15 protein-coding genes are annotated in these 16,961 nt (G+C 71.5%); 6 read left to right on the top strand and 9 right to left on the bottom strand.

The genetic code is table 11. The features are described from left to right. Nucleotides 1-10: 10 nt before the first annotated feature. On the top strand, nucleotides 11-925 hold the full coding sequence (locus ACFPM7_RS02985; protein WP_378243457.1) for a helix-turn-helix domain-containing protein: 915 nt from the start codon (nucleotides 11-13) through the stop codon (nucleotides 923-925). A 70-nt stretch (nucleotides 926-995) separates the two neighbouring features. Then, on the top strand, nucleotides 996-1,208 hold the full coding sequence (locus tag ACFPM7_RS02980; RefSeq protein ID WP_378243455.1) for a hypothetical protein: 213 nt from the start codon (nucleotides 996-998) through the stop codon (nucleotides 1,206-1,208). A 111-nt stretch (nucleotides 1,209-1,319) separates the two neighbouring features. Here ACFPM7_RS02980 and ddaH read toward each other — a convergent pair whose 3' ends face one another. Continuing rightward, on the bottom strand, nucleotides 1,320-2,183 hold the full coding sequence (gene ddaH, locus ACFPM7_RS02975; RefSeq protein WP_378243453.1) for a dimethylargininase: 864 nt from the start codon (nucleotides 2,181-2,183) through the stop codon (nucleotides 1,320-1,322). Nucleotides 2,184-2,258: 75 nt separating this feature from the next. Between ddaH and ACFPM7_RS02970 the strand changes: the two genes are divergently transcribed. The 4 genes from ACFPM7_RS02970 (at nucleotide 2,259) to ACFPM7_RS02955 (ending at nucleotide 6,648) form a co-directional block, all read left to right on the top strand. Next, complete coding sequence (locus ACFPM7_RS02970) at nucleotides 2,259-2,708, top strand: Lrp/AsnC family transcriptional regulator (RefSeq protein WP_378243451.1); 450 nt, start codon at nucleotides 2,259-2,261, stop codon at nucleotides 2,706-2,708. A gap of 61 nt (nucleotides 2,709-2,769) precedes the next feature. After that, nucleotides 2,770-3,516, top strand: coding sequence for an enoyl-CoA hydratase (locus ACFPM7_RS02965; protein ID WP_378243449.1), 747 nt, complete (start codon nucleotides 2,770-2,772; stop codon nucleotides 3,514-3,516). Nucleotides 3,517-3,706: 190 nt separating this feature from the next. After that, nucleotides 3,707-5,593: a 2-oxoacid:acceptor oxidoreductase subunit alpha gene (locus tag ACFPM7_RS02960; protein ID WP_378243447.1), complete on the top strand. Its 1,887-nt coding sequence runs from the start codon at nucleotides 3,707-3,709 to the stop codon at nucleotides 5,591-5,593. Next, the gene (locus tag ACFPM7_RS02955) at nucleotides 5,590-6,648 is read left to right on the top strand and encodes a 2-oxoacid:ferredoxin oxidoreductase subunit beta (RefSeq protein ID WP_378243445.1); all 1,059 of its coding nucleotides are present in this window, start codon (nucleotides 5,590-5,592) and stop codon (nucleotides 6,646-6,648) included. Before ACFPM7_RS02960 ends, ACFPM7_RS02955 begins: the two co-directional genes overlap by 4 nt. A gap of 55 nt (nucleotides 6,649-6,703) precedes the next feature. Here ACFPM7_RS02955 and ACFPM7_RS02950 read toward each other — a convergent pair whose 3' ends face one another. The 8 genes from ACFPM7_RS02950 to ACFPM7_RS02915 form a co-directional block, all read right to left on the bottom strand. Next, nucleotides 6,704-7,108 carry a sunset domain-containing protein gene (locus ACFPM7_RS02950; RefSeq protein WP_378243443.1) on the bottom strand — a complete coding sequence of 135 codons (405 nt, stop codon included), beginning with the start codon at nucleotides 7,106-7,108 and terminating at the stop codon, nucleotides 6,704-6,706. 85 nt (nucleotides 7,109-7,193) lie between these two features. Next, nucleotides 7,194-9,320: a sunset domain-containing protein gene (locus tag ACFPM7_RS02945; protein WP_378243441.1), complete on the bottom strand. Its 2,127-nt coding sequence runs from the start codon at nucleotides 9,318-9,320 to the stop codon at nucleotides 7,194-7,196. A gap of 162 nt (nucleotides 9,321-9,482) precedes the next feature. Beyond that, nucleotides 9,483-10,487 carry a polyprenyl synthetase family protein gene (locus tag ACFPM7_RS02940; protein ID WP_378243439.1) on the bottom strand — a complete coding sequence of 335 codons (1,005 nt, stop codon included), beginning with the start codon at nucleotides 10,485-10,487 and terminating at the stop codon, nucleotides 9,483-9,485. A gap of 123 nt (nucleotides 10,488-10,610) precedes the next feature. Further along, nucleotides 10,611-12,164 carry an NADH-quinone oxidoreductase subunit NuoN gene (gene nuoN / locus ACFPM7_RS02935; RefSeq protein ID WP_378243843.1) on the bottom strand — a complete coding sequence of 518 codons (1,554 nt, stop codon included), beginning with the start codon at nucleotides 12,162-12,164 and terminating at the stop codon, nucleotides 10,611-10,613. Between the two features lie 41 nt (nucleotides 12,165-12,205). Continuing rightward, a complete protein-coding gene (locus ACFPM7_RS02930) occupies nucleotides 12,206-13,804 on the bottom strand; it encodes an NADH-quinone oxidoreductase subunit M (RefSeq protein ID WP_378243436.1) in 1,599 nt (532 codons plus the stop codon). Continuing rightward, the gene (gene nuoL / locus ACFPM7_RS02925) at nucleotides 13,801-15,750 is read right to left on the bottom strand and encodes an NADH-quinone oxidoreductase subunit L (RefSeq protein ID WP_378243841.1); all 1,950 of its coding nucleotides are present in this window, start codon (nucleotides 15,748-15,750) and stop codon (nucleotides 13,801-13,803) included. The genes ACFPM7_RS02930 and nuoL overlap by 4 nt, the downstream gene beginning before the upstream one ends. 16 nt (nucleotides 15,751-15,766) lie before the next feature. After that, on the bottom strand, nucleotides 15,767-16,066 hold the full coding sequence (nuoK, locus tag ACFPM7_RS02920) for an NADH-quinone oxidoreductase subunit NuoK (protein WP_378243434.1): 300 nt from the start codon (nucleotides 16,064-16,066) through the stop codon (nucleotides 15,767-15,769). After that, a complete protein-coding gene (locus ACFPM7_RS02915) occupies nucleotides 16,063-16,896 on the bottom strand; it encodes an NADH-quinone oxidoreductase subunit J (protein WP_378243433.1) in 834 nt (277 codons plus the stop codon). Before ACFPM7_RS02915 ends, nuoK begins: the two co-directional genes overlap by 4 nt. Nucleotides 16,897-16,961: the final 65 nt, after the last annotated feature.

The following is a 16,961-nucleotide window of genomic DNA, read 5'->3' as shown; positions in this document are numbered from 1 at the left end:
AGTTTCGGACATGGACTCGGTCGCGGTGGCGGTCACCGGCGGGATGCTGCACTTCGAGTTGGCGGTGGCCGTCGAGGTGTTCGCGTCGGCGGGGTACGAGGTGGTCGTGTGCGGGCCGCGCGGGGTGCGGGTGGGGCGATTCGGGGTGGTGCCGGACCGGGGGCTCGGCGCGGTGCTCGGGGCGCGGACGGTGGTCGTGCCCGGGTGGGCGGACGTGGACGCGGCGCCGGGGGCCGAGCTGGTCGGCGCGGTGCGGGCGGCGCACGCGGCGGGGGCGCGGGTCGTGTCGCTGTGCACGGGGGCGTTCGTGCTGGCGGCGGCGGGTCTGCTGGACGGGCGGCGGGCGACGACGCACTGGGCGCACACGGCGGCGCTGGCGGCGCGGTACCCGGCGGTGGAGGTCGACCCCGACGTGCTCTACGTCGACAGCGGCAGCGTGCTGACCTCGGCGGGCAAGGCCGCGGCGCTGGACCTGTGCCTGCACCTGGTGCGCGGCGACCTGGGCCCTGCCGCGGCGAACGCGGTCGCCAGGAACCTGGTCGTGCCGCCGCACCGCGCGGGCGGCCAGGCGCAGTTCGTCACCACACCGGTCCCCGCCGCCGACGACCACCCCATCACCGCCCTGCTCCCCTGGGTCACGGCGAACCTCGACCAGCCCCTCACCGTCGACGACCTCGCCCGCCGCGCCGCCATGAGCACCCGCACCCTCACCCGCCACTTCCGCGCCGCCACCGGCACCACTCCCCTGCGCTGGCTCCTCGCCCAGCGCGTCCGCCGGGCCCAGGAGCTCCTGGAGACCACCGACACTGGTGTCGACGCCATCGCCGAGGCCGCGGGCTTCGGCACCGCGACCACCCTGCGCCGCCACTTCGCCCGCGCGGTCGGCGTCCCGCCGGACACCTACCGGCACACTTTCCGCAGCTGAATCCCGCAAAAGCGGAGCCTCGCAGGTCAGCGGGCCGGTAGGCTGGGCGAAAGACACCGAGGGGGTGCCCATGCCGCTCTGGCTGTGGATCGTGATCGTCGTCGTCGCCGTTCTGGGCCTGCTGTACCTGGCCCTGCTTCCCCAGCGCCGCGCCCGCCGCGGCCTGGCCGACTCGCACCCCATGCCCTCCCGCGACGCCCGCCGCGCGGACGCCACCGCCCTCGACCCGCACACGATCGCCACCCGGCAGTCGGGTCCGAACACGGGGACGGGCCCTTTCTAGAACCCTTCGGGACACAGAAGAACGGCCCTCGGCGACTGTCGCCGAGGGCCGTTCTTCTGTGTTCCCGTGCGCCGCTGGGGCGCAGGTCGCCGGCAGCTCACCGCCGTCGGATCAGCCCCGCAGTTCCATCGTGCAGCACTTGGGGCCGCCGCCGGACTTGCGGAGTTCGGAGATGTCCACGGGGTGGGGGGTGTAGCCGTGGGCGCGGAGTTCGGCGATGAGGTGGGTCGACTCCTGGGCGATGACGACGTTGCGGCCGTCGGAGACGGCGTTGAGGCCCAGGCAGGCGGCGTCGGCGTCGGTGGCGAGGATGGCGTCGGGGAAGAGGCGGGCGAGGACGCGCTGGGTGCCGGGGGAGAACGCCTCGGGGTAGTAGGCGATGTGGGCCTGGCGGGTGGGGGTGGCTTCGGTGAGGACGACCAGGGCGACGTCGAGGTGGTAGTAGCGGGGGTCGACCAGTTGCAGGGAGACCACGGGGACGCCGAGGGCTTCCTGGGCTTCGGCGTGGGCGGCGGGGTCGGTGCGGTAGCCGGTGCCTGCCAGCAGGATCTGGCCGGTCCAGGCGAGGTCGCCCTCGGCCTCGTTGACGCGGGAGGGCATGGTGACGTCGCGGTAGCCCGCGTCGAGGAACCAGCGGCGGTAGAGGTCGGCTTCGGCTGAGCGCTGGGGGGCGCGGAAGCGGGCGCCGAGGACTCGGCCGTCGATGACGGTGCCGGAGTTGGCGCTGAAGACCATGTCGGGCAGGCCGTCGACCGGTTCGATGGTCTCGACCGTGTGGCCGAGGGACTCGTAGGTCTCCTTCATGGCCGTCCACTGGGCCACGGCCAACTCGGTGCTCACCGGTGTGGTCGGGTCCATCCAGGGGTTGATGACGTACTCGACCGTGAAGTGCCGCGGCTCGCACATGAGGTAGCGGCGCGTCGTCGGCATGCGCTCGGTGAGCGAGAGGACGACCTGGGTGGACGCTGTGGTCATGGATCGAAATGTAAGGGCGAGCATGACCTACCAACAACGTCGCTGTGTTGCGAATAGACCGACATAATGTTGCGCATGGACGCCATAGATCAACGGATCGTTGCGCAGCTGGTGAAGGACGCCAGGTCGAGCTACGCGGAGATCGGGAAGGTGGTCTCGCTCTCGGCCCCCGCGGTGAAGCGGCGGGTGGACCGGCTCCTGGAGACCGGGGTGCTGCGCGGCTTCACCGCCGTGGTCAACCCGGAGGCCCTCGGCTGGGGCACGGAGGCGTTCGTGGAGGTGTACTGCGACAGCAACGTCTCCCCCGACCGCATCCGCCAGCGCCTGGAGCCCCTGCACGAGGTCGTCGCCGCCTACACCGTCTCCGGCGCGGCGGACGCGATCGTCCATCTGCGGGCGGCCAACATCCACCACCTGGAGGACGCGCTGGAGCGGCTGCGGGCGGTGGACATGGTCTCGCGGACCGTCTCGACTGTGGTGCTCTCCACACTGCTGGAGCGCCCGCCCGCCCCAGAGCCACATTAGGGGCCCGAGATTTCCCCAAAGCACCGTTCGGGGTCGGGTGGAGGCACTAGGTTCACCGGGCATGAGCGTGACCCTGGACCGCCGCGGTGGCGTGGCAGTCATCACCATCGACGCCCCCGAGCGGCGCAACGCGCTGACCCTGGAGCTGTCGGCGGCGCTGGCCGACGCCGTGGACGGGTGCGCCGACGACCCCGAGGTCGGGGCCATCGTCGTGACCGGGGCACCGCCCGCGTTCTGCGCGGGCGCGGACCTCACGGTGCTCGGCGAGTCCCGGGAGGAGGGCCTGAAGCGGATCTACGCGGGGTTCCTCGCCGTGGCCCGCTCGCCGCTGCCGACGATCGCCGCGGTCAACGGGGCCGCCGTCGGCGCGGGGCTGAACCTGGCGCTGGCCGCCGACGTCCGGGTGGCCGGACCGAAGGCCCGCTTCGACGCCCGGTTCCTGCAACTGGGCATCCACCCCGGCGGCGGCATGACCTGGATGCTCCAGCGGCTCGTCGGGACGCAGGCCGCGACCGCGATGACGCTGTTCAGACACATCCCCGACGCCGACGAGGCGGTCCGGATCGGTCTGGCGCACACCGCGGCCGACGACCCGGTCGACGCAGCCGTTACCCTGGCGAAGGCGGCTGCTGAGGGCCCTCGCGGACTGGTGTTGTCGATCAAGGCCACGATGCGGGCGACCGCCGCGATGGCCTCGCACGACGACGCGATCGCCGCGGAGTTGGAGGCTCAGGTGAAATCCATGGACACTCCGGCGTTCGCCGAGCTTTTGGCAGCTATGAAGGCGCGGATCACCAAGCGCGGCTGAGAGAATCCACACATCGGACCTGGCGTCCGGCATCCGAGATAATGTTACCCGAAGTTACAGTAAAATCAGGTACATATCAGTCGGAACCGCGATAGTGGATCCGCGAGGCACGCTCAACCGGCGGTCCAGCCGGCAGGACTACCCTCGGCGCGCGGCGGGAGGCCAGCGGCGTCGGGCAGGAGAGGAAGCGATGAGCACGAGTCTCGACGACGGGGCGGCGGCGCGGCCGACCCAGGTCACCAAGCTGGACCGCGTCGTCATCCGCTTCGCCGGCGACTCCGGCGACGGTATGCAGCTGACCGGCGACCGGTTCACGTCCGAGGCCGCGGCCTTCGGCAACGACCTGTCGACCATGCCGAACTTCCCCGCGGAGATCCGCGCCCCCCAGGGCACGATCCCGGGCGTCTCCAGCTTCCAGGTGCACTTCGCCGACTACGACATCCTGACCCCGGGCGACCGGCCGGACGTCCTGGTCGCGATGAACCCGGCGGCGCTCAAGGCCAACATCGCCGACCTGCCCGCGGGCGGCATCCTGATCGTCAACACCGACGAGTTCGTCAAGCGCAACCTGACGAAGGTCGGCTACGACGCCAACCCGCTCGAAGACGACTCCCTGGAGCAGTACCAGGTGTACGAGGTGGCCATGGCCACCCTCACCCAGGGCGCGCTCGCCGACACCGGCCTCGGCAAGAAGGACGCCGAGCGCTGCAAGAACATGTTCGCCCTCGGCCTGCTCTCCTGGATGTACCACCGACCCACCGAGGGCACCGAGCGGTTCCTGCGCGAGAAATTCGCCCGCAAGCCCGAGATCGCCGAGGCCAACGTGCTGGCTTTCCGCGCGGGCTACTACTACGGCGAGACCACCGAGGCGTTCGCGGTCACCTACCAGGTCGCCCCGGCCAAGCTCAGCCCCGGCACCTACCGCCAGATCACCGGCAACACCGCCCTGGCCTACGGGATCGTCGCCGCGGCCGAGCAGTCGAAGCTGCCGGTGTTCCTCGGCACCTACCCGATCACCCCGGCCAGCGACATCCTGCACGAGCTGAGCAAGCTCAAGCACTACGGCATCACCTCCTTCCAGGCCGAGGACGAGATCGCGGGCGTCTGCGCCGCGCTGGGCGCCAGCTACGGCGGCGCGCTCGGCGTGACCAGCACCTCCGGCCCCGGCGTGGCGCTCAAGTCCGAGACGATCGGCCTCGGCGTGATGATGGAGCTGCCACTGCTGGTCATCGACGTGCAGCGCGGCGGCCCGTCGACCGGCCTGCCGACCAAGACCGAGCAGGCCGACCTGCTGCAGGCCCTCTTCGGCCGCAACGGCGAGTCCCCGGTCGCGGTGCTGGCGCCGTCCACCCCCGCCGACTGCTTCGACATGGCCCTGCAGGCCTCCCGGATCGCGCTGAAGTACCGCACCCCGGTCCTGCTGCTCTCCGACGGCGCGATCGCCAACGGCTCCGAGCCGTGGATGGTGCCCGACGTCAACGACCTGCCCGACCTGACCGTCGAGTTCGCCACCGAGCCCAACGGTCCGGACGGCTCGTTCCTGCCCTACCTGCGCGACCCGGAGACGCTGGCCCGCGCCTGGGCGGTGCCCGGCACCGCCGGTTTGCAGCACCGCATCGGCGGCCTGGAGAAGGCCGACGGCACGGGCAACATCTCCTACGACCCGGACAACCACGACCGCATGGTCCGGCTGCGCCAGGCCAAGATCGACGGCATCGACGTGCCCGACCTCGACGTCGAGGACCCCTCGGGCGCGGCGCGGACGCTGGTGCTGGGCTGGGGCTCTTCCTACGGGCCCATCGGCGCGGCGTGCAGGCGGGTGCGCAAGCTCGGGCACGACATCGCCCAGGCCCACCTGCGCTACGTGAACCCGTTCCCGAAGAACCTCGGCGAGGTGCTGGCCCGCTACGACAAGGTCGTCGTGCCGGAGATGAACCTCGGCCAGCTGGCCCTGCTGCTGCGGGGCCGCTACCTGGTCGACGTCATCAGCTACACCAAGGTGGCAGGCCTTCCGTTCAAGGCCGAAGAACTGCAGGGCGTCCTGCTGGACATCGTGAAAGGGGCCGATGCCGCGTGACCACGATCGACCTCGGGCTGCCCGGCCTCGCCGGCGTCCCCACCGCTGACGAGCCGCAGAAGGCGAAGGACTTCAAGTCCGACCAGGAAGTGCGCTGGTGCCCGGGCTGCGGCGACTACGTCGTGCTCAACGCCGTGCAGTCGTTCCTGCCGTCGTTGGGGCTGAAGCGGGAGAACATCGTCTTCGTCTCCGGCATCGGCTGCTCCTCGCGCTTCCCGTACTACATGAACACCTACGGGATGCACTCCATCCACGGGCGCGCCCCGGCCATCGCGACCGGCCTGGCCACCGCGCGCGAGGACCTGTCGGTGTGGGTGGTGACCGGTGACGGCGACGCGCTGTCCATCGGCGGCAACCACCTGATCCACACGCTGCGCCGCAACGTGAACCTCAAGATCCTGCTGTTCAACAACCGGATCTACGGGCTCACCAAGGGCCAGTACTCGCCGACCTCGGAGACCGGCAAGGTCACCAAGTCGACGCCGATGGGCTCGCTGGATCACCCGTTCAACCCGGTGTCGCTGGCGCTGGGCGCGGAGGCCACCTTCGTCGGCCGCGCGCTGGACTCCGACCGCAAGGGCCTGACCGAGGTGCTGCGCCAGGCCGCCGAGCACCGCGGGTCGGCGCTGGTGGAGATCTACCAGAACTGCCCGATCTTCAACGACGGCGCCTTCGACGTGCTCAAGGAGCCGGGTGAGGCCGAGCAGCGCCTGATCCCGCTGGAGCACGGCAAGCCGATCCGCTTCGGCGCCGAGAGCGAGTACGGCGTGGTGCGCTCGGGCTTCGGCTCGCTGGCGGTGGCCAAGGTCGCCGACGTCGGCGAGGACTCCCTCGTCGTGCACGACGCCCACGCCGAGGACCCGTCGTACGCCTTCGCCCTGTCGCGCCTGTCGTCGCAGGACCTCAGCCACACCGTCACCGGCGTGTTCCGCTCGGTGCGGCGCGAGACCTACGACGACCTCGCGCGGGCCCAGGTGGCCGAGGCGAAGGCCGCGAAGAAGACCAACCTGCAGTCCCTGCTGCGCGGCAAGGACACCTGGACCGTCATCGGCTGATCCACCGCACCGCGCTGTCGATGCTGAGCGGGCCTTCCCTCCGGGGAGGGCCCGCTCACGCGTCCCAGCGGTGCAGACCGGCGCGCTGGGCGTCGGCGGCGTTGCGGAACCACACCTGGGCGCGCACGCGCGGGTAGTGCGGCGACGCGGTGGTGTGGAAGCGGTCGGCGATGCCCTTGACGGTGTACTCGTCGGAGGGGGCGCCGCCGTCGGGCAGCGGCAGGGCCGAGCCGGGGTGCGGGCCGGGGGCGACCTCGGCGGCGTTCCAGCGCTCGTCGACGGTGTCCTGGTCGACCAGGGTGTCTTCGGACAGCAGGTCGTCCAGGGTGCCGGAGAGCCTGCCGTCCGGGGGCGTGCGTGAGTCGCAGCAGTCCAGTGTGGACTGGCGTTGGCCGATCAGCCAGGCGGCGAGCGCACCGAGCAGGAACGACACGGCACACAGCACGAGGGGTCGACGCACGCGGTTCCTCCCCACACCTGAAACACCGGCTGGCCCGCTCCCGTTCTATCACCCCGCGACGATCACCGCGAGCCGGTGCGGCCGGTCAGCCGAGCGGGCGGAAACCCACCCGCTCGGCGTCGGCCACGGTGCGGAACCACACCTCGGCGACCGTGCGGTCGAAGCGGGGGGACTCCGGCGAGCAGTAGCGCAGCGCGGTGACGCTGGCCTTGACCCGGTACTCCCCGGAGGGCGAGTTGCCGCCGGGCAGCGGCATCGCCGAGCCGGGGCCGAACGGGCCGGGCGGGACGAAGGTGTCCACGCCGCCGGAGGGCAGCGCCGAGGTCGCCGCGCCGCGGCGCGGACGGGCCGGGGCGGGCGGCGGGGTCGACTTGGCGGCCTCGTCGGCGGCCACGATCGGCTCGAACAGCGAGCGGACGCGGTCGGACTCGGACTCGGCGGCGAGCGGCTCGGCGGGCGAGGCGGCCGACGACGCGCTCCGCGCGGACCCCGACGCGGAGGCGGACGTGGCCGCGCCGGTCTGCACGCCGAAGGGGAAGCGGTCGCCGGGCTTCTTCGGCACGCGCTTGGGCAGCAGGCCGTTGGCCGTGGCGGTCTCGGCGGGCTCGCCCGCCTCGGCGACCGGCTCGGGCACCGACGGGGCGAAGACGGTCGGCTCGGGCGCGGGACGCGCGGCGGGGGTGCCGGAGCTGCTGGGGGTGAAGGCCGAGCGGGTTTCGGCGGCGGGCCCCGGGTCCAGGCCGTGGCGGGGGCGGGCGGCGCCGTTGTCGGTGGCCGGGGTGAACATGTCGAGGCCGCGGCTGGTGGGGGTGAACGCGGAGGACTCGCCGACGGGGCGGCGGACCTCGCGGCCCGGGGTGCGCTTGGGCAGCGCCGCGGGGTCGGCCGCCTCGGGACGGGCGGGCTCGGCTTGGGCGGGCTCGGCGGGGGACGCGTCCTGGTGCGGGGCGGGCGCGTGGTGGGCGCTCGCGTCGGTGCGCCGGGTGCCGTCGGCGGCCGGGGCGGCGTGGGGCTCGTCGGGTCGCCGGTCCGCCGCGTCGTCGGCGAGGTCGTCGGCGAAGTCATCCGCGAGGTCGTCGGCGAGGTCATCCGCGTAGCCGGCGTCGGCGCGGCGCGAGGCGCGCGGGACGGCGACGGTGTCGTGGGATTGGGCACCGTGGGACGAGGTGTCGTGGTCGGGGGCGTCCGGGCGGATCGGGGGGAAGTAGCGGGTCATGGCCGTGCTCTCGTCGGCCTGGCGCGCGTACTCCTCCTCGTCGTCGGGGGTGAGGGCGGCGGCGAAGCGGCCCCGGTTGGGGTCGGAGTGCTCGTCGTCGTGGTCCGCGGCGTGCTCGTCGTCGTCGGACAGGTCGTCCACGAGGGACTCGTCGCTGTCGAGGCGGTTGATGAGCGTCCGGGAGATGGGGGTGGTGTGCTGGGTGAAGATCGTGCCGCCGGACTCCGGGCGGTCGTCGTCGGTCTCGGAGCGCTCGAACCGCTCGGCGCGGGAGCCGGTGAAGTCCTCCGGCAGGTCGTCCACGAGGTGCTGGTCCTCGGGGCGGCCTTCGCTCAGCTGCGAGACGTCGAACTCGGGGCCGTCGTCGGTGCCGTGGGGATCACGGGAGTCGCGGGGGCCGTAATCGCGGTCGCGGTCGGAGTCCAACTGGGAGACGTCGAAGCGCTCGGCCACCGGGAGCCACTCGGGCTCGACCTCGGGGGGCGCCTCGACGGGCGGGTGCTGGCCGACCGGCGGGGTGCTGAGCAGCTGGGTGGACTCGGCCTCGGCGACGGCGGGCGGCTCGACCGGGTCGGGCGTGGCCTCCGCGGGCGCGGACAGCGCGGTGGGCGCGTCGTCGCGGTCGAACGCCGGGATGTCGGGCCTGCCGAAACCGGGGCCGTCGGCCCGGTCGAAGGACGGGGCCTGGTCGTACTGCTGGTCGTGGTCGTAGGCCGGGGCGCCGCCGAAGGCGGAGTGGCGGTCGTCGTAGTCCTGCGAGTGGTCGTCGCGCTGTAGGTCGTCGTGCGAGCGGTTGTCGCGCTGGCGGTCGTTGTAGTCCTCGCGCGGGCGGTCACCGGCCTCGGGGGCCTTCGCGGCGCGGCGGGCCTCGGCGAGGGAGTCCTCCAGCTCGGCGATCTGCCGCCGGGCGGGCCTGGCCACCAGCAGCCAGCACAGGAGCGCGCCGACCAGAAAACCGGCAAGGCTCCAGAGCCACACCTGCCCGAAGAACGACATCGTGCCACTTCTCCCTTCCGGCCCGCCGCAGGGTGGCGACCGTCGTTCAGAGACTAGGAGAGGCTACTGGTCGGCGTTTCCGCCCGTGCGACAGCCGGGCATTTCCGCCGGTGGATCACACCGCGGTTTCGATACCGCGCCGAGATAGTGGCGTTATAGCGCTCAGCGCGTCCGCTCGACCACGTAGCGTGTCAATAGCCGCAGCGCCTCGCGGGCCGCGGAGTCCGGCAGCGTGGCCAGCTCGGCGTCGGCGCGGGCGGTGTACTCGTCGAGGGTCTGGCGGGCGCGGGTCAGGCCGGGCGACTGGCGCAGCAGCTCCAGCGCCGCGGCGACGCCGTCGTCGTCGGCGATCGGGCCGTCGAGGAGCTTGGCCAGGCGCGGGTCCGGGTCCTCGGCCAGCGCGTAGAGCATGGGCAGGGTGCGCACGCCCTCGCGCAGGTCGGTGCCCGGGATCTTGCCGGAGACGGCGGCGGGCGAGGCGATGTCGATGACGTCGTCGGAGATCTGGAAGGCCGAGCCGATGATGTCGCCGACCCGGTGCAGCGTCTCCACGTGCGCGGGCGCGGCCCCGCCGAACATCGCGCCGAAGCGGCCCGCGGTGGCGATCAGCGAGCCGGTCTTCTGCGCGATGACCGACAGGTAGTGGGCGATCGGGTCGTCGGCGCGCGGGCCGACGGTCTCGCGCATCTGCCCGGTCACCAGCTCGCGCATGGTCTCGGCGATGACGCGGGTGGCGTCCGGGCCGAGGTCGGCGACGAGCATCGAGGCGTGCGCGAAGAGGAAGTCGCCGGTCAGGATGGCCACCGAGTTGTCCCACCGGGCGTTCGCGCTGGCGTCGCCGCGGCGCATGGTGGCCTCGTCCATGACGTCGTCGTGGTAGAGCGTCGCCAGGTGCACCAGCTCGACGGCCGCCGCCGAGGCGAGCACGTGCTGGGTGATCCCGGTGCCGACCTGGGCCGCCACCAGGGTGAACAGTGGCCGAAAGCGCTTGCCCCCGGCCCGGACCAGGTGCAGCGCGGCCTCGTCGACGAACTCGAAGTCGCTGCGCACCGCGCTGCGGAGCAGGTTCTCGACCTCGCCCAGCCCGTCGAGGACCGTCGCTGTCAGCTCGGGGTCGGCGCTCTCCAGTCCGAGGGAGGACGGAAGGACCTTTTCGGTGGCGGACACAGTTGGAGCCTACTTGCCCGCCTTGCCCCAGTTCAGGCGTATGGCAGTGGCGCGCGTCATGCGCCCGGAAAGGCTGAACGGGCGCGTCCCCGCGAGGACGCGCCCGTTCACATGCTGTACCCGCTAGCGAATGGCGAAGGTGCCGCCCGCCGCCCAGTCGAGCGCGAAGGCGGGGGCCAGGCCGAGCAGCAGCGTCACGATGACGCCGAGGGTGATCGCCGCGGTGGTGAACGCCCCGGGCACGGTGACCGTGGGGCCGTCCTCGGCGGGGGCGCTGAAGTACATCAGCACGATCACCCGCAGGTAGAAGAACGCCGCGATGGCCGAGGCGATCAGCGCGATGACCACCAGCGGGGCCATGCCGTCGTCCAGCGCCGCCTCGAACACCACGAACTTGCCGACGAACCCGCTGGTGAGCGGGATTCCGGCCAGGGCGAGCAGCAGGAAGGTGAACACGCCTGCCACCAGCGGCGAGCGCTTGGCCAGGCCCGCCCACTGCGACAGGTGCGTCGCCTCGCCGTCGGGTCCGCGCACCAGGCTGATCACGCCGAACGCGGCGATCGTGGTGAAGCCGTAGGTGAGCAGGTAGAACAGCGTGCTGGACACGCCCTTGTCGGTCATCGCGATCGAGCCGATGAGCAGGAAGCCCGCGTGCGCCACCGACGAGTAGGCGATCATCCGCTTCACGTCGGTCTGGGTGAGGCCGAGGATCGCGCCGATGAACATCGAGACGATCGCCACGCCCCAGAGGACGCCGCGCCACTCCCAGCTGGTCGACTCGAAGGCGACCTGGAGCACGCGCAGGATGCCGCCGAACGCGGCGACCTTGGTGCAGGCGGCCATGAACGCGGTGATCGGGGTCGGCGCGCCCTGGTAGACGTCCGGGGTCCAGGTGTGGAACGGGCCGACGGAGGCCTTGAACAGCAGGCCGACGACCAGCAGGCCGAGACCGGCGAACAGCAGCGTGTCGGAGCGGTCGGTGCCCGCGGCGGCGGCGCTGATGTCGGCCAGCTGCACCGAGCCCGCGTAGCCGTAGAGCAGGGCCACGCCGTAGAGGAAGAACGCCGAGGCGAACGCGCCGAGCAGGAAGTACTTGACCGCCGACTCCTGCGAGAGCAGGCGGCGACGGCGGGCGAGGCCGCACATCAGGTACAGCGGCAGCGACAGCACTTCCAGCGCGATGAACATCGTCAGCAGGTCGTTGGCCGAGCAGAAGATCATCATGCCGCCGAGCGCGAACAGCGTCAGCGGGAAGACCTCGGTCTGCATGCCGGTCGACTGCACCTGCGCGCGGTCCTGCACGGTGCCGGGCCGGATGGCCGCGGTGGCGACGAACGCGCCGCCGGGCTCGACCGAGCGGTCGGCGATCAGCAGCACCGCCCCGACGGCCAGGGCCAGCAGGGTGCCCCACAGGAACATCGCGGGCCCGTCGACGGCGAGCGTGCCGTACATGGCCAGTTCGCCGCCCTCGGGCGCGTCGGTCAGGTACATCGCGAGCGCGCCGCCCGCGCCCGCGATCGCCAGCAGCGACAGCACGACCTGCGCCGACCACCGCTGGTGCTTGGGCAGGAACGCCTCGACCAGCACACCGATGCACGCGGCGCCGAGGATGATCAGGATCGGCCAGACCGCGCCGACCGGCGGCGGCTCGATACCGGTGGTCTCCGGAACCGGCAGCGGGTCCTGGGCCAGCGAGCGGGCGATCAGCCCAGGGGTCGTCAGCACTGCGCTTGCTCCTCATCGGACTGGACCGGGTCGACCAGACCGGCCTCGCACATCGTGGCGGCCACGGTGGGCTCCACGACGTCGAGCACCGGCTTCGGGAAGAACCCGAGCGCGACGATCAGCGCGACCAGCGGGGCGAGCACCAGCTTCTCCCGCCCGGACAGGTCGGCGATGGCCTTCTTGGCGCCCACCTCGGGGGCGATGACCGCGCCGGGGCCGCCCGCGGCGCCGAGGATCGCGTCGCCGCGCAGGGGGCCCTGCATGATGCGCTGGTAGAGCCACAGCACGTAGACCGCGGCCAGGACCATGCCGACCGTGGCGATCGTGGTGTGCACCGGCGCGTTGGGGAACGAGCCGACCAGCACCAGGAACTCGCTGATGAACGAGTTCGTGCCCGGCAGCGACATGCTCGCCAGGCCCGCGATGAGCAGCATGCCCGCCAGCACCGGGGTCAGCTTCGCCATCCCGCCGTAGTCGGCGATGCGCGTCGAGCCGCCGCGGAAGATGACCATGCCCAGCACCAGGATCAGCATGCCGGTGGCGAGGCTGTGGTTGACCATGTAGGTCACCGAGCCGGTCAGCGACTGCGAGCTGAAGGCGAAGATGCCCAGCGCGATGAAGCCGAAGTGGGCGATCGAGACGTAGGCGGCGAAGCGCTTCATGTCGGTCTGCCCGGCGGCCAGCAGCGAGCCGTAGATGACGCCGATGGCGGCCAGCAGCAGCACCAGCCAGGCCAGTTCGCGGCTGGCGTCGGGGGTCAGCGGCAGCAGGTAGCGCAGGAAGCCGAAGGTGCCGACCTTGTCCAGCACGCCGACGAGCAGCACCGCGACGCCGATGGGCGCCTCGGCGGTGGCGTCGGGCAGCCAGGTGTGCAGCGGCACCAGCGGCGCCTTCACCGCGAAGGCGACGAAGAAGCCGAGGAACAGCCAGATCTGCGTCTCCAGCGGCGCCTGCGAGACCACGGCGACCAGCTCTTCCCAGAGGAAGGTGCCCTGGCCGAGCGTGTCGGCGGCCAGTGAGTAGGCGCCGATCACCGAGGCCAGCATGATCAGGCCACCGAGGAAGGAGTACAGGAAGAACTTGACCGCCGCGTACTGCCGGTTCGCCCCGCCGTAGGAGCCGATGAGGAAGTACATCGGGATCAGCATGATCTCGAACAGCACGTAGAACAGGAAGACGTCGGTCGCGGCGAACACGCCGATCGTCAGCGCCTGCTCCAGCAGGATCAGCGCGAAGAACCCGCCCTTGGTGCGGCCCTCGGGCAGCTTGTCGGCCCAGCCCGCGCCGATGACGATGGGCGTCAGCAGCGCGATGACCGCGATCATCGTCAGCGCGATGCCGTCGACGCCCCAGGCGATGTGCACGCCGAACGCCGGAATCCAGTCCAGGGTGGACCCGAGCTGCAGGCGGTCGCCGGAGGGGTCGTAGAGCGACCAGGCGACGCCGGCCAGCACCAGCTCGACGACGCTGAAGCCCAGCGCGGCGAGCTTGGCGGTGCGGTCGTTGGCGCGCAGGGCGACGGTGACCGCCGCGCCGACCAGCGGCACGAGCAGCAGCGCCCAGAGCACCCAGGAGCCAGCCGTGGATGTCATGCGAACCTCACCATCAGCAGTGCGGCGATCACCAGGATCGAGCCGCCGAGCATGGACAGCGCGTAGGAGCGCACGAAGCCCGTCTGGGTGCGGCGCAGGCGCCCGGAGCTACCGCCCAGGCCCGCCGCGATCCCGTTGACCAGGCCGTCCACACCGCGGTAGTCGACGTAGACCAGCGCCCGGGTCAGCCAGGTGCCCGGCTTGGCGAACAGCGCCTCGTTCAGGTGGTTGCCGAAGAGGTCGGCGCGCGCGGCGCGGACCGGGAAGGACACCCGGGCCGGGCGCTCGACCGGCTGCTCACCGCGTCCGAAGAGGACGTAGGCCAGGCCCGCGCCGATGACCATGGCGACGGTGGCCAGCACCGCGACCATGCCGTGCGAGACCAGGCCCTCGCGCTCCAGGACCGGGCCGACGCTGGGCTCCAGCCACTGCGGCAGCATCCCGGCGAGGACGAAGCCGCCGCCGACCGAGCCGAAGGCCAGCACGATCATCGGAATGGTCATCGTGGCCGGGGACTCGTGCGGGTGGTAGTCGCGGCCGTCCTCGCTCTTGAGGTCCTTCCAGCGCGGCTTGCCCAGGAAGACCAGCACCAGCAGGCGGGTCATGTAGAACGCGGTCAGCAGCGCGCCCAGCAGGGCGACCCCGCCGAAGACCCAGCCACGCCAGCCCTCTTCGCCGAAGGCGGCGTAGATGATCTCGTCCTTGGAGAAGTACCCGGACAGGAACGGGAAGCCGATCAGCGCGAGGTAGCCGAGAGTGAAGGTCACGAAGGTGACCGGCATCTTCCTCGCCAGCCCGCCCATGCGGCGGATGTCGCCCTCGTCGTTCATGCCGTGCATGACCGACCCGGCGCCGAGGAACAGCCCGGCCTTGAAGAAGCCGTGCGTCAGCAGGTGCAGGATGCCGAAGGCGTACCCGGCCGGGCCGAGACCCACCGCCAGCATCATGTAGCCGATCTGACTGACCGTGGAGTAGGCCAGGACCTTCTTGAAGTCGTCGTAGGCGCAGCCGATGATGCAGCCGATCAGCAGCGTGAAGCCGCCGACGATCATCACGACCAGGCGCGCGTCGGCGGCCTGCGGCAGCGAGTACAGCGGGCTGGACCGGGCGATCAGGTACACACCGGCGGTGACCATCGTCGCGGCGTGGATGAGCGCTGAGACCGGGGTCGGGCCCGCCATGGCGTCGGGGAGCCAGGCCTGCAGCGGGAACTGGCCGGACTTGCCGCACGCGCCGAGCAGCAGGAGCAGGCCGATCGCCACGACGGTGGCGGTGTCCTGGTTGCCGATCTGCTCGAACACCCCGGTGTAGCTGGTGGTGCCCATCGTCTTGAACATCAGGAAGATGGCCAGGGCCAGGCCGACGTCGCCGACCCGGTTCATGATGAAGGCCTTCTTGGCCGCGGTGGCCGCGTAGCCCTTGCCCTGGTACCAGCCGATCAGCAGGTACGAGGCGAGGCCGACGCCCTCCCAGCCGAAGTAGAGCGTGACGAACCCGTTGCCCAGCACCAGCAGCAGCATCGCCGCGACGAACAGGTTCAGGTAGCCGAAGAACCGGGCGCGGTCCTCGCGCTCGTGGTCCATGTAGCCGATCGAGTAGATGTGGATCAGCGATCCGACACCGGTGATCAGCAGTACGAACGTCAGCGACAGCGGGTCGATCCGCAGCGCGAAGTCGATGTCGAGGGCGCCGACGGAGATCCACTCGAAGAGCTGCTTCTCCTGCGTGCGCGCCGCCGGGTCCAGGCCGGTGGTCTCGAAGAACAGGACCAGGCCGTAGACGAAGGCGCCCAGCACGGTCGCGGTGCCGAGGTAGTGGCCCCACGCCCTGGCGCGGGTGCGCCCGGCCAGCAGGATCACGGCGGCGCCGAGCGCGGGCAGGGCGAGCAGGAGCCAGGCCCCCGACGCCGCCCCGGTGGCGGGTGCCACCTCAGCTGCGAGGTTGATGCTCACCGAGTTCCCCTTAGTACTTCAGCAGGTTCGCGTCGTCCACGGACGCGGTCCGGCGGGTCCGGAAGATCGACATGATGATCGCCAGGCCGACGACGACCTCGGCCGCGGCCACGACCATCACGAAGAACGCCATGATCTGCCCGTCCAGCTCGCCGTTGATGCGGGCGAAGGTGACCAGCGACAGGTTCACCGCGTTGAGCATCAGCTCGATGCACATGAACACGACGATGGCGTTGCGCCGCACCAGAACGCCGACCGCGCCGATGGTGAACAGCAGCGCCGACAGCAGCAGGTAGTAGGTGGGAGTCACTTGTCCCCGTCCTCCTTGCCGGTGAGCGCCTTCGCGTCGGCGTCGGCGTTCGACCCGGAGACGGCCTTGCGGTCCTCGTCCAGGGTCTCGGCGACGGTGACGTCGAGGATGCGCGAGAGGGACTCCGGGGCGACCGAGCCGTCGGGCAGCAGCGCCGGGGTGGCCACCGAGTTGGCGGTGGCGAAGACGCCGGGGCCGGGCAGCGGCGACGGGCGGTCGTGCTCGCCGCGGAAGCGGGCGATGACCAGCTCGCGCTGGGAGCGCTTGCCCGCCCGCACCCGGTCGATGTGGCCGAGGATCATCGCGCCGATGGCGGCGGTGATCAGCAGCGCCGAGGTCAGCTCGAACGGGAGCAGGTAGTCGGTGAAGATCGCCTTGCCCAGGTTGGCGACGTTGCCCTCGCCGCCGTTGGCCTGCTCGCCCGCCAGGTTCAGCGGGGTGACGTCGGTCAGGGCACGGGCCAGGGCGCCGACGATCAGCACGGCCATGGCCACGCCGAGCACCGTCGCCCACAGCCGCTGCCCGCGCAGCACCTCGACGACGGAGTCCGAGGAGTCGCGGCCGACGAGCATCAGCACGAACAGGAACAGCATCATGATCGCGCCGGTGTAGACGATGATCTGCACGAACCCGAGGAACGGGGCCTGCTGGACCATGTAGATGACACCGAGGCTGAGCATCGTCAGCACCAGGAACAGCGCCGAGTGCACCGCGTTGCGGGCGAAGATCATGCCGAGGCCGCCGGCCAGCGCCAGCGGGCCGAGCACCCAGAACGCGGCGGCCTCACCGGTGGTGACGGTCGCCTGCTGGGCCAGCAGCATCGCGCTCATTCCGCCTCCCCGCATGTCACCGTGGTGGTCGCGTTACGACGCACCGCTCCGGTCGCGGGCGTGCT

The sequence above is a fragment of the Actinokineospora guangxiensis genome, assembly GCF_042657845.1.
GTDB classification, from domain to species: Bacteria; Actinomycetota; Actinomycetes; order Mycobacteriales; family Pseudonocardiaceae; genus Actinokineospora; species Actinokineospora guangxiensis.
This window is presented reverse-complemented; position numbering and strand designations above follow the sequence as displayed.

Coding starts and splice junctions, on each gene's coding strand:
- ACFPM7_RS02985 (WP_378243457.1), top strand. CDS start 11: ATGGACTCGGTCGCGGTGGCGGTCACCGGCGGGATGCTGCACTTCGAG.
- ACFPM7_RS02980 (WP_378243455.1), top strand. CDS start 996: ATGCCGCTCTGGCTGTGGATCGTGATCGTCGTCGTCGCCGTTCTGGGC.
- ddaH (WP_378243453.1), bottom strand. CDS start 2,183: ATGACCACAGCGTCCACCCAGGTCGTCCTCTCGCTCACCGAGCGCATG.
- ACFPM7_RS02970 (WP_378243451.1), top strand. CDS start 2,259: ATGGACGCCATAGATCAACGGATCGTTGCGCAGCTGGTGAAGGACGCC.
- ACFPM7_RS02965 (WP_378243449.1), top strand. CDS start 2,770: ATGAGCGTGACCCTGGACCGCCGCGGTGGCGTGGCAGTCATCACCATC.
- ACFPM7_RS02960 (WP_378243447.1), top strand. CDS start 3,707: ATGAGCACGAGTCTCGACGACGGGGCGGCGGCGCGGCCGACCCAGGTC.
- ACFPM7_RS02945 (WP_378243441.1), bottom strand. CDS start 9,320: ATGTCGTTCTTCGGGCAGGTGTGGCTCTGGAGCCTTGCCGGTTTTCTG.
- ACFPM7_RS02930 (WP_378243436.1), bottom strand. CDS start 13,804: ATGACATCCACGGCTGGCTCCTGGGTGCTCTGGGCGCTGCTGCTCGTG.
- ACFPM7_RS02915 (WP_378243433.1), bottom strand. CDS start 16,896: ATGAGCGCGATGCTGCTGGCCCAGCAGGCGACCGTCACCACCGGTGAG.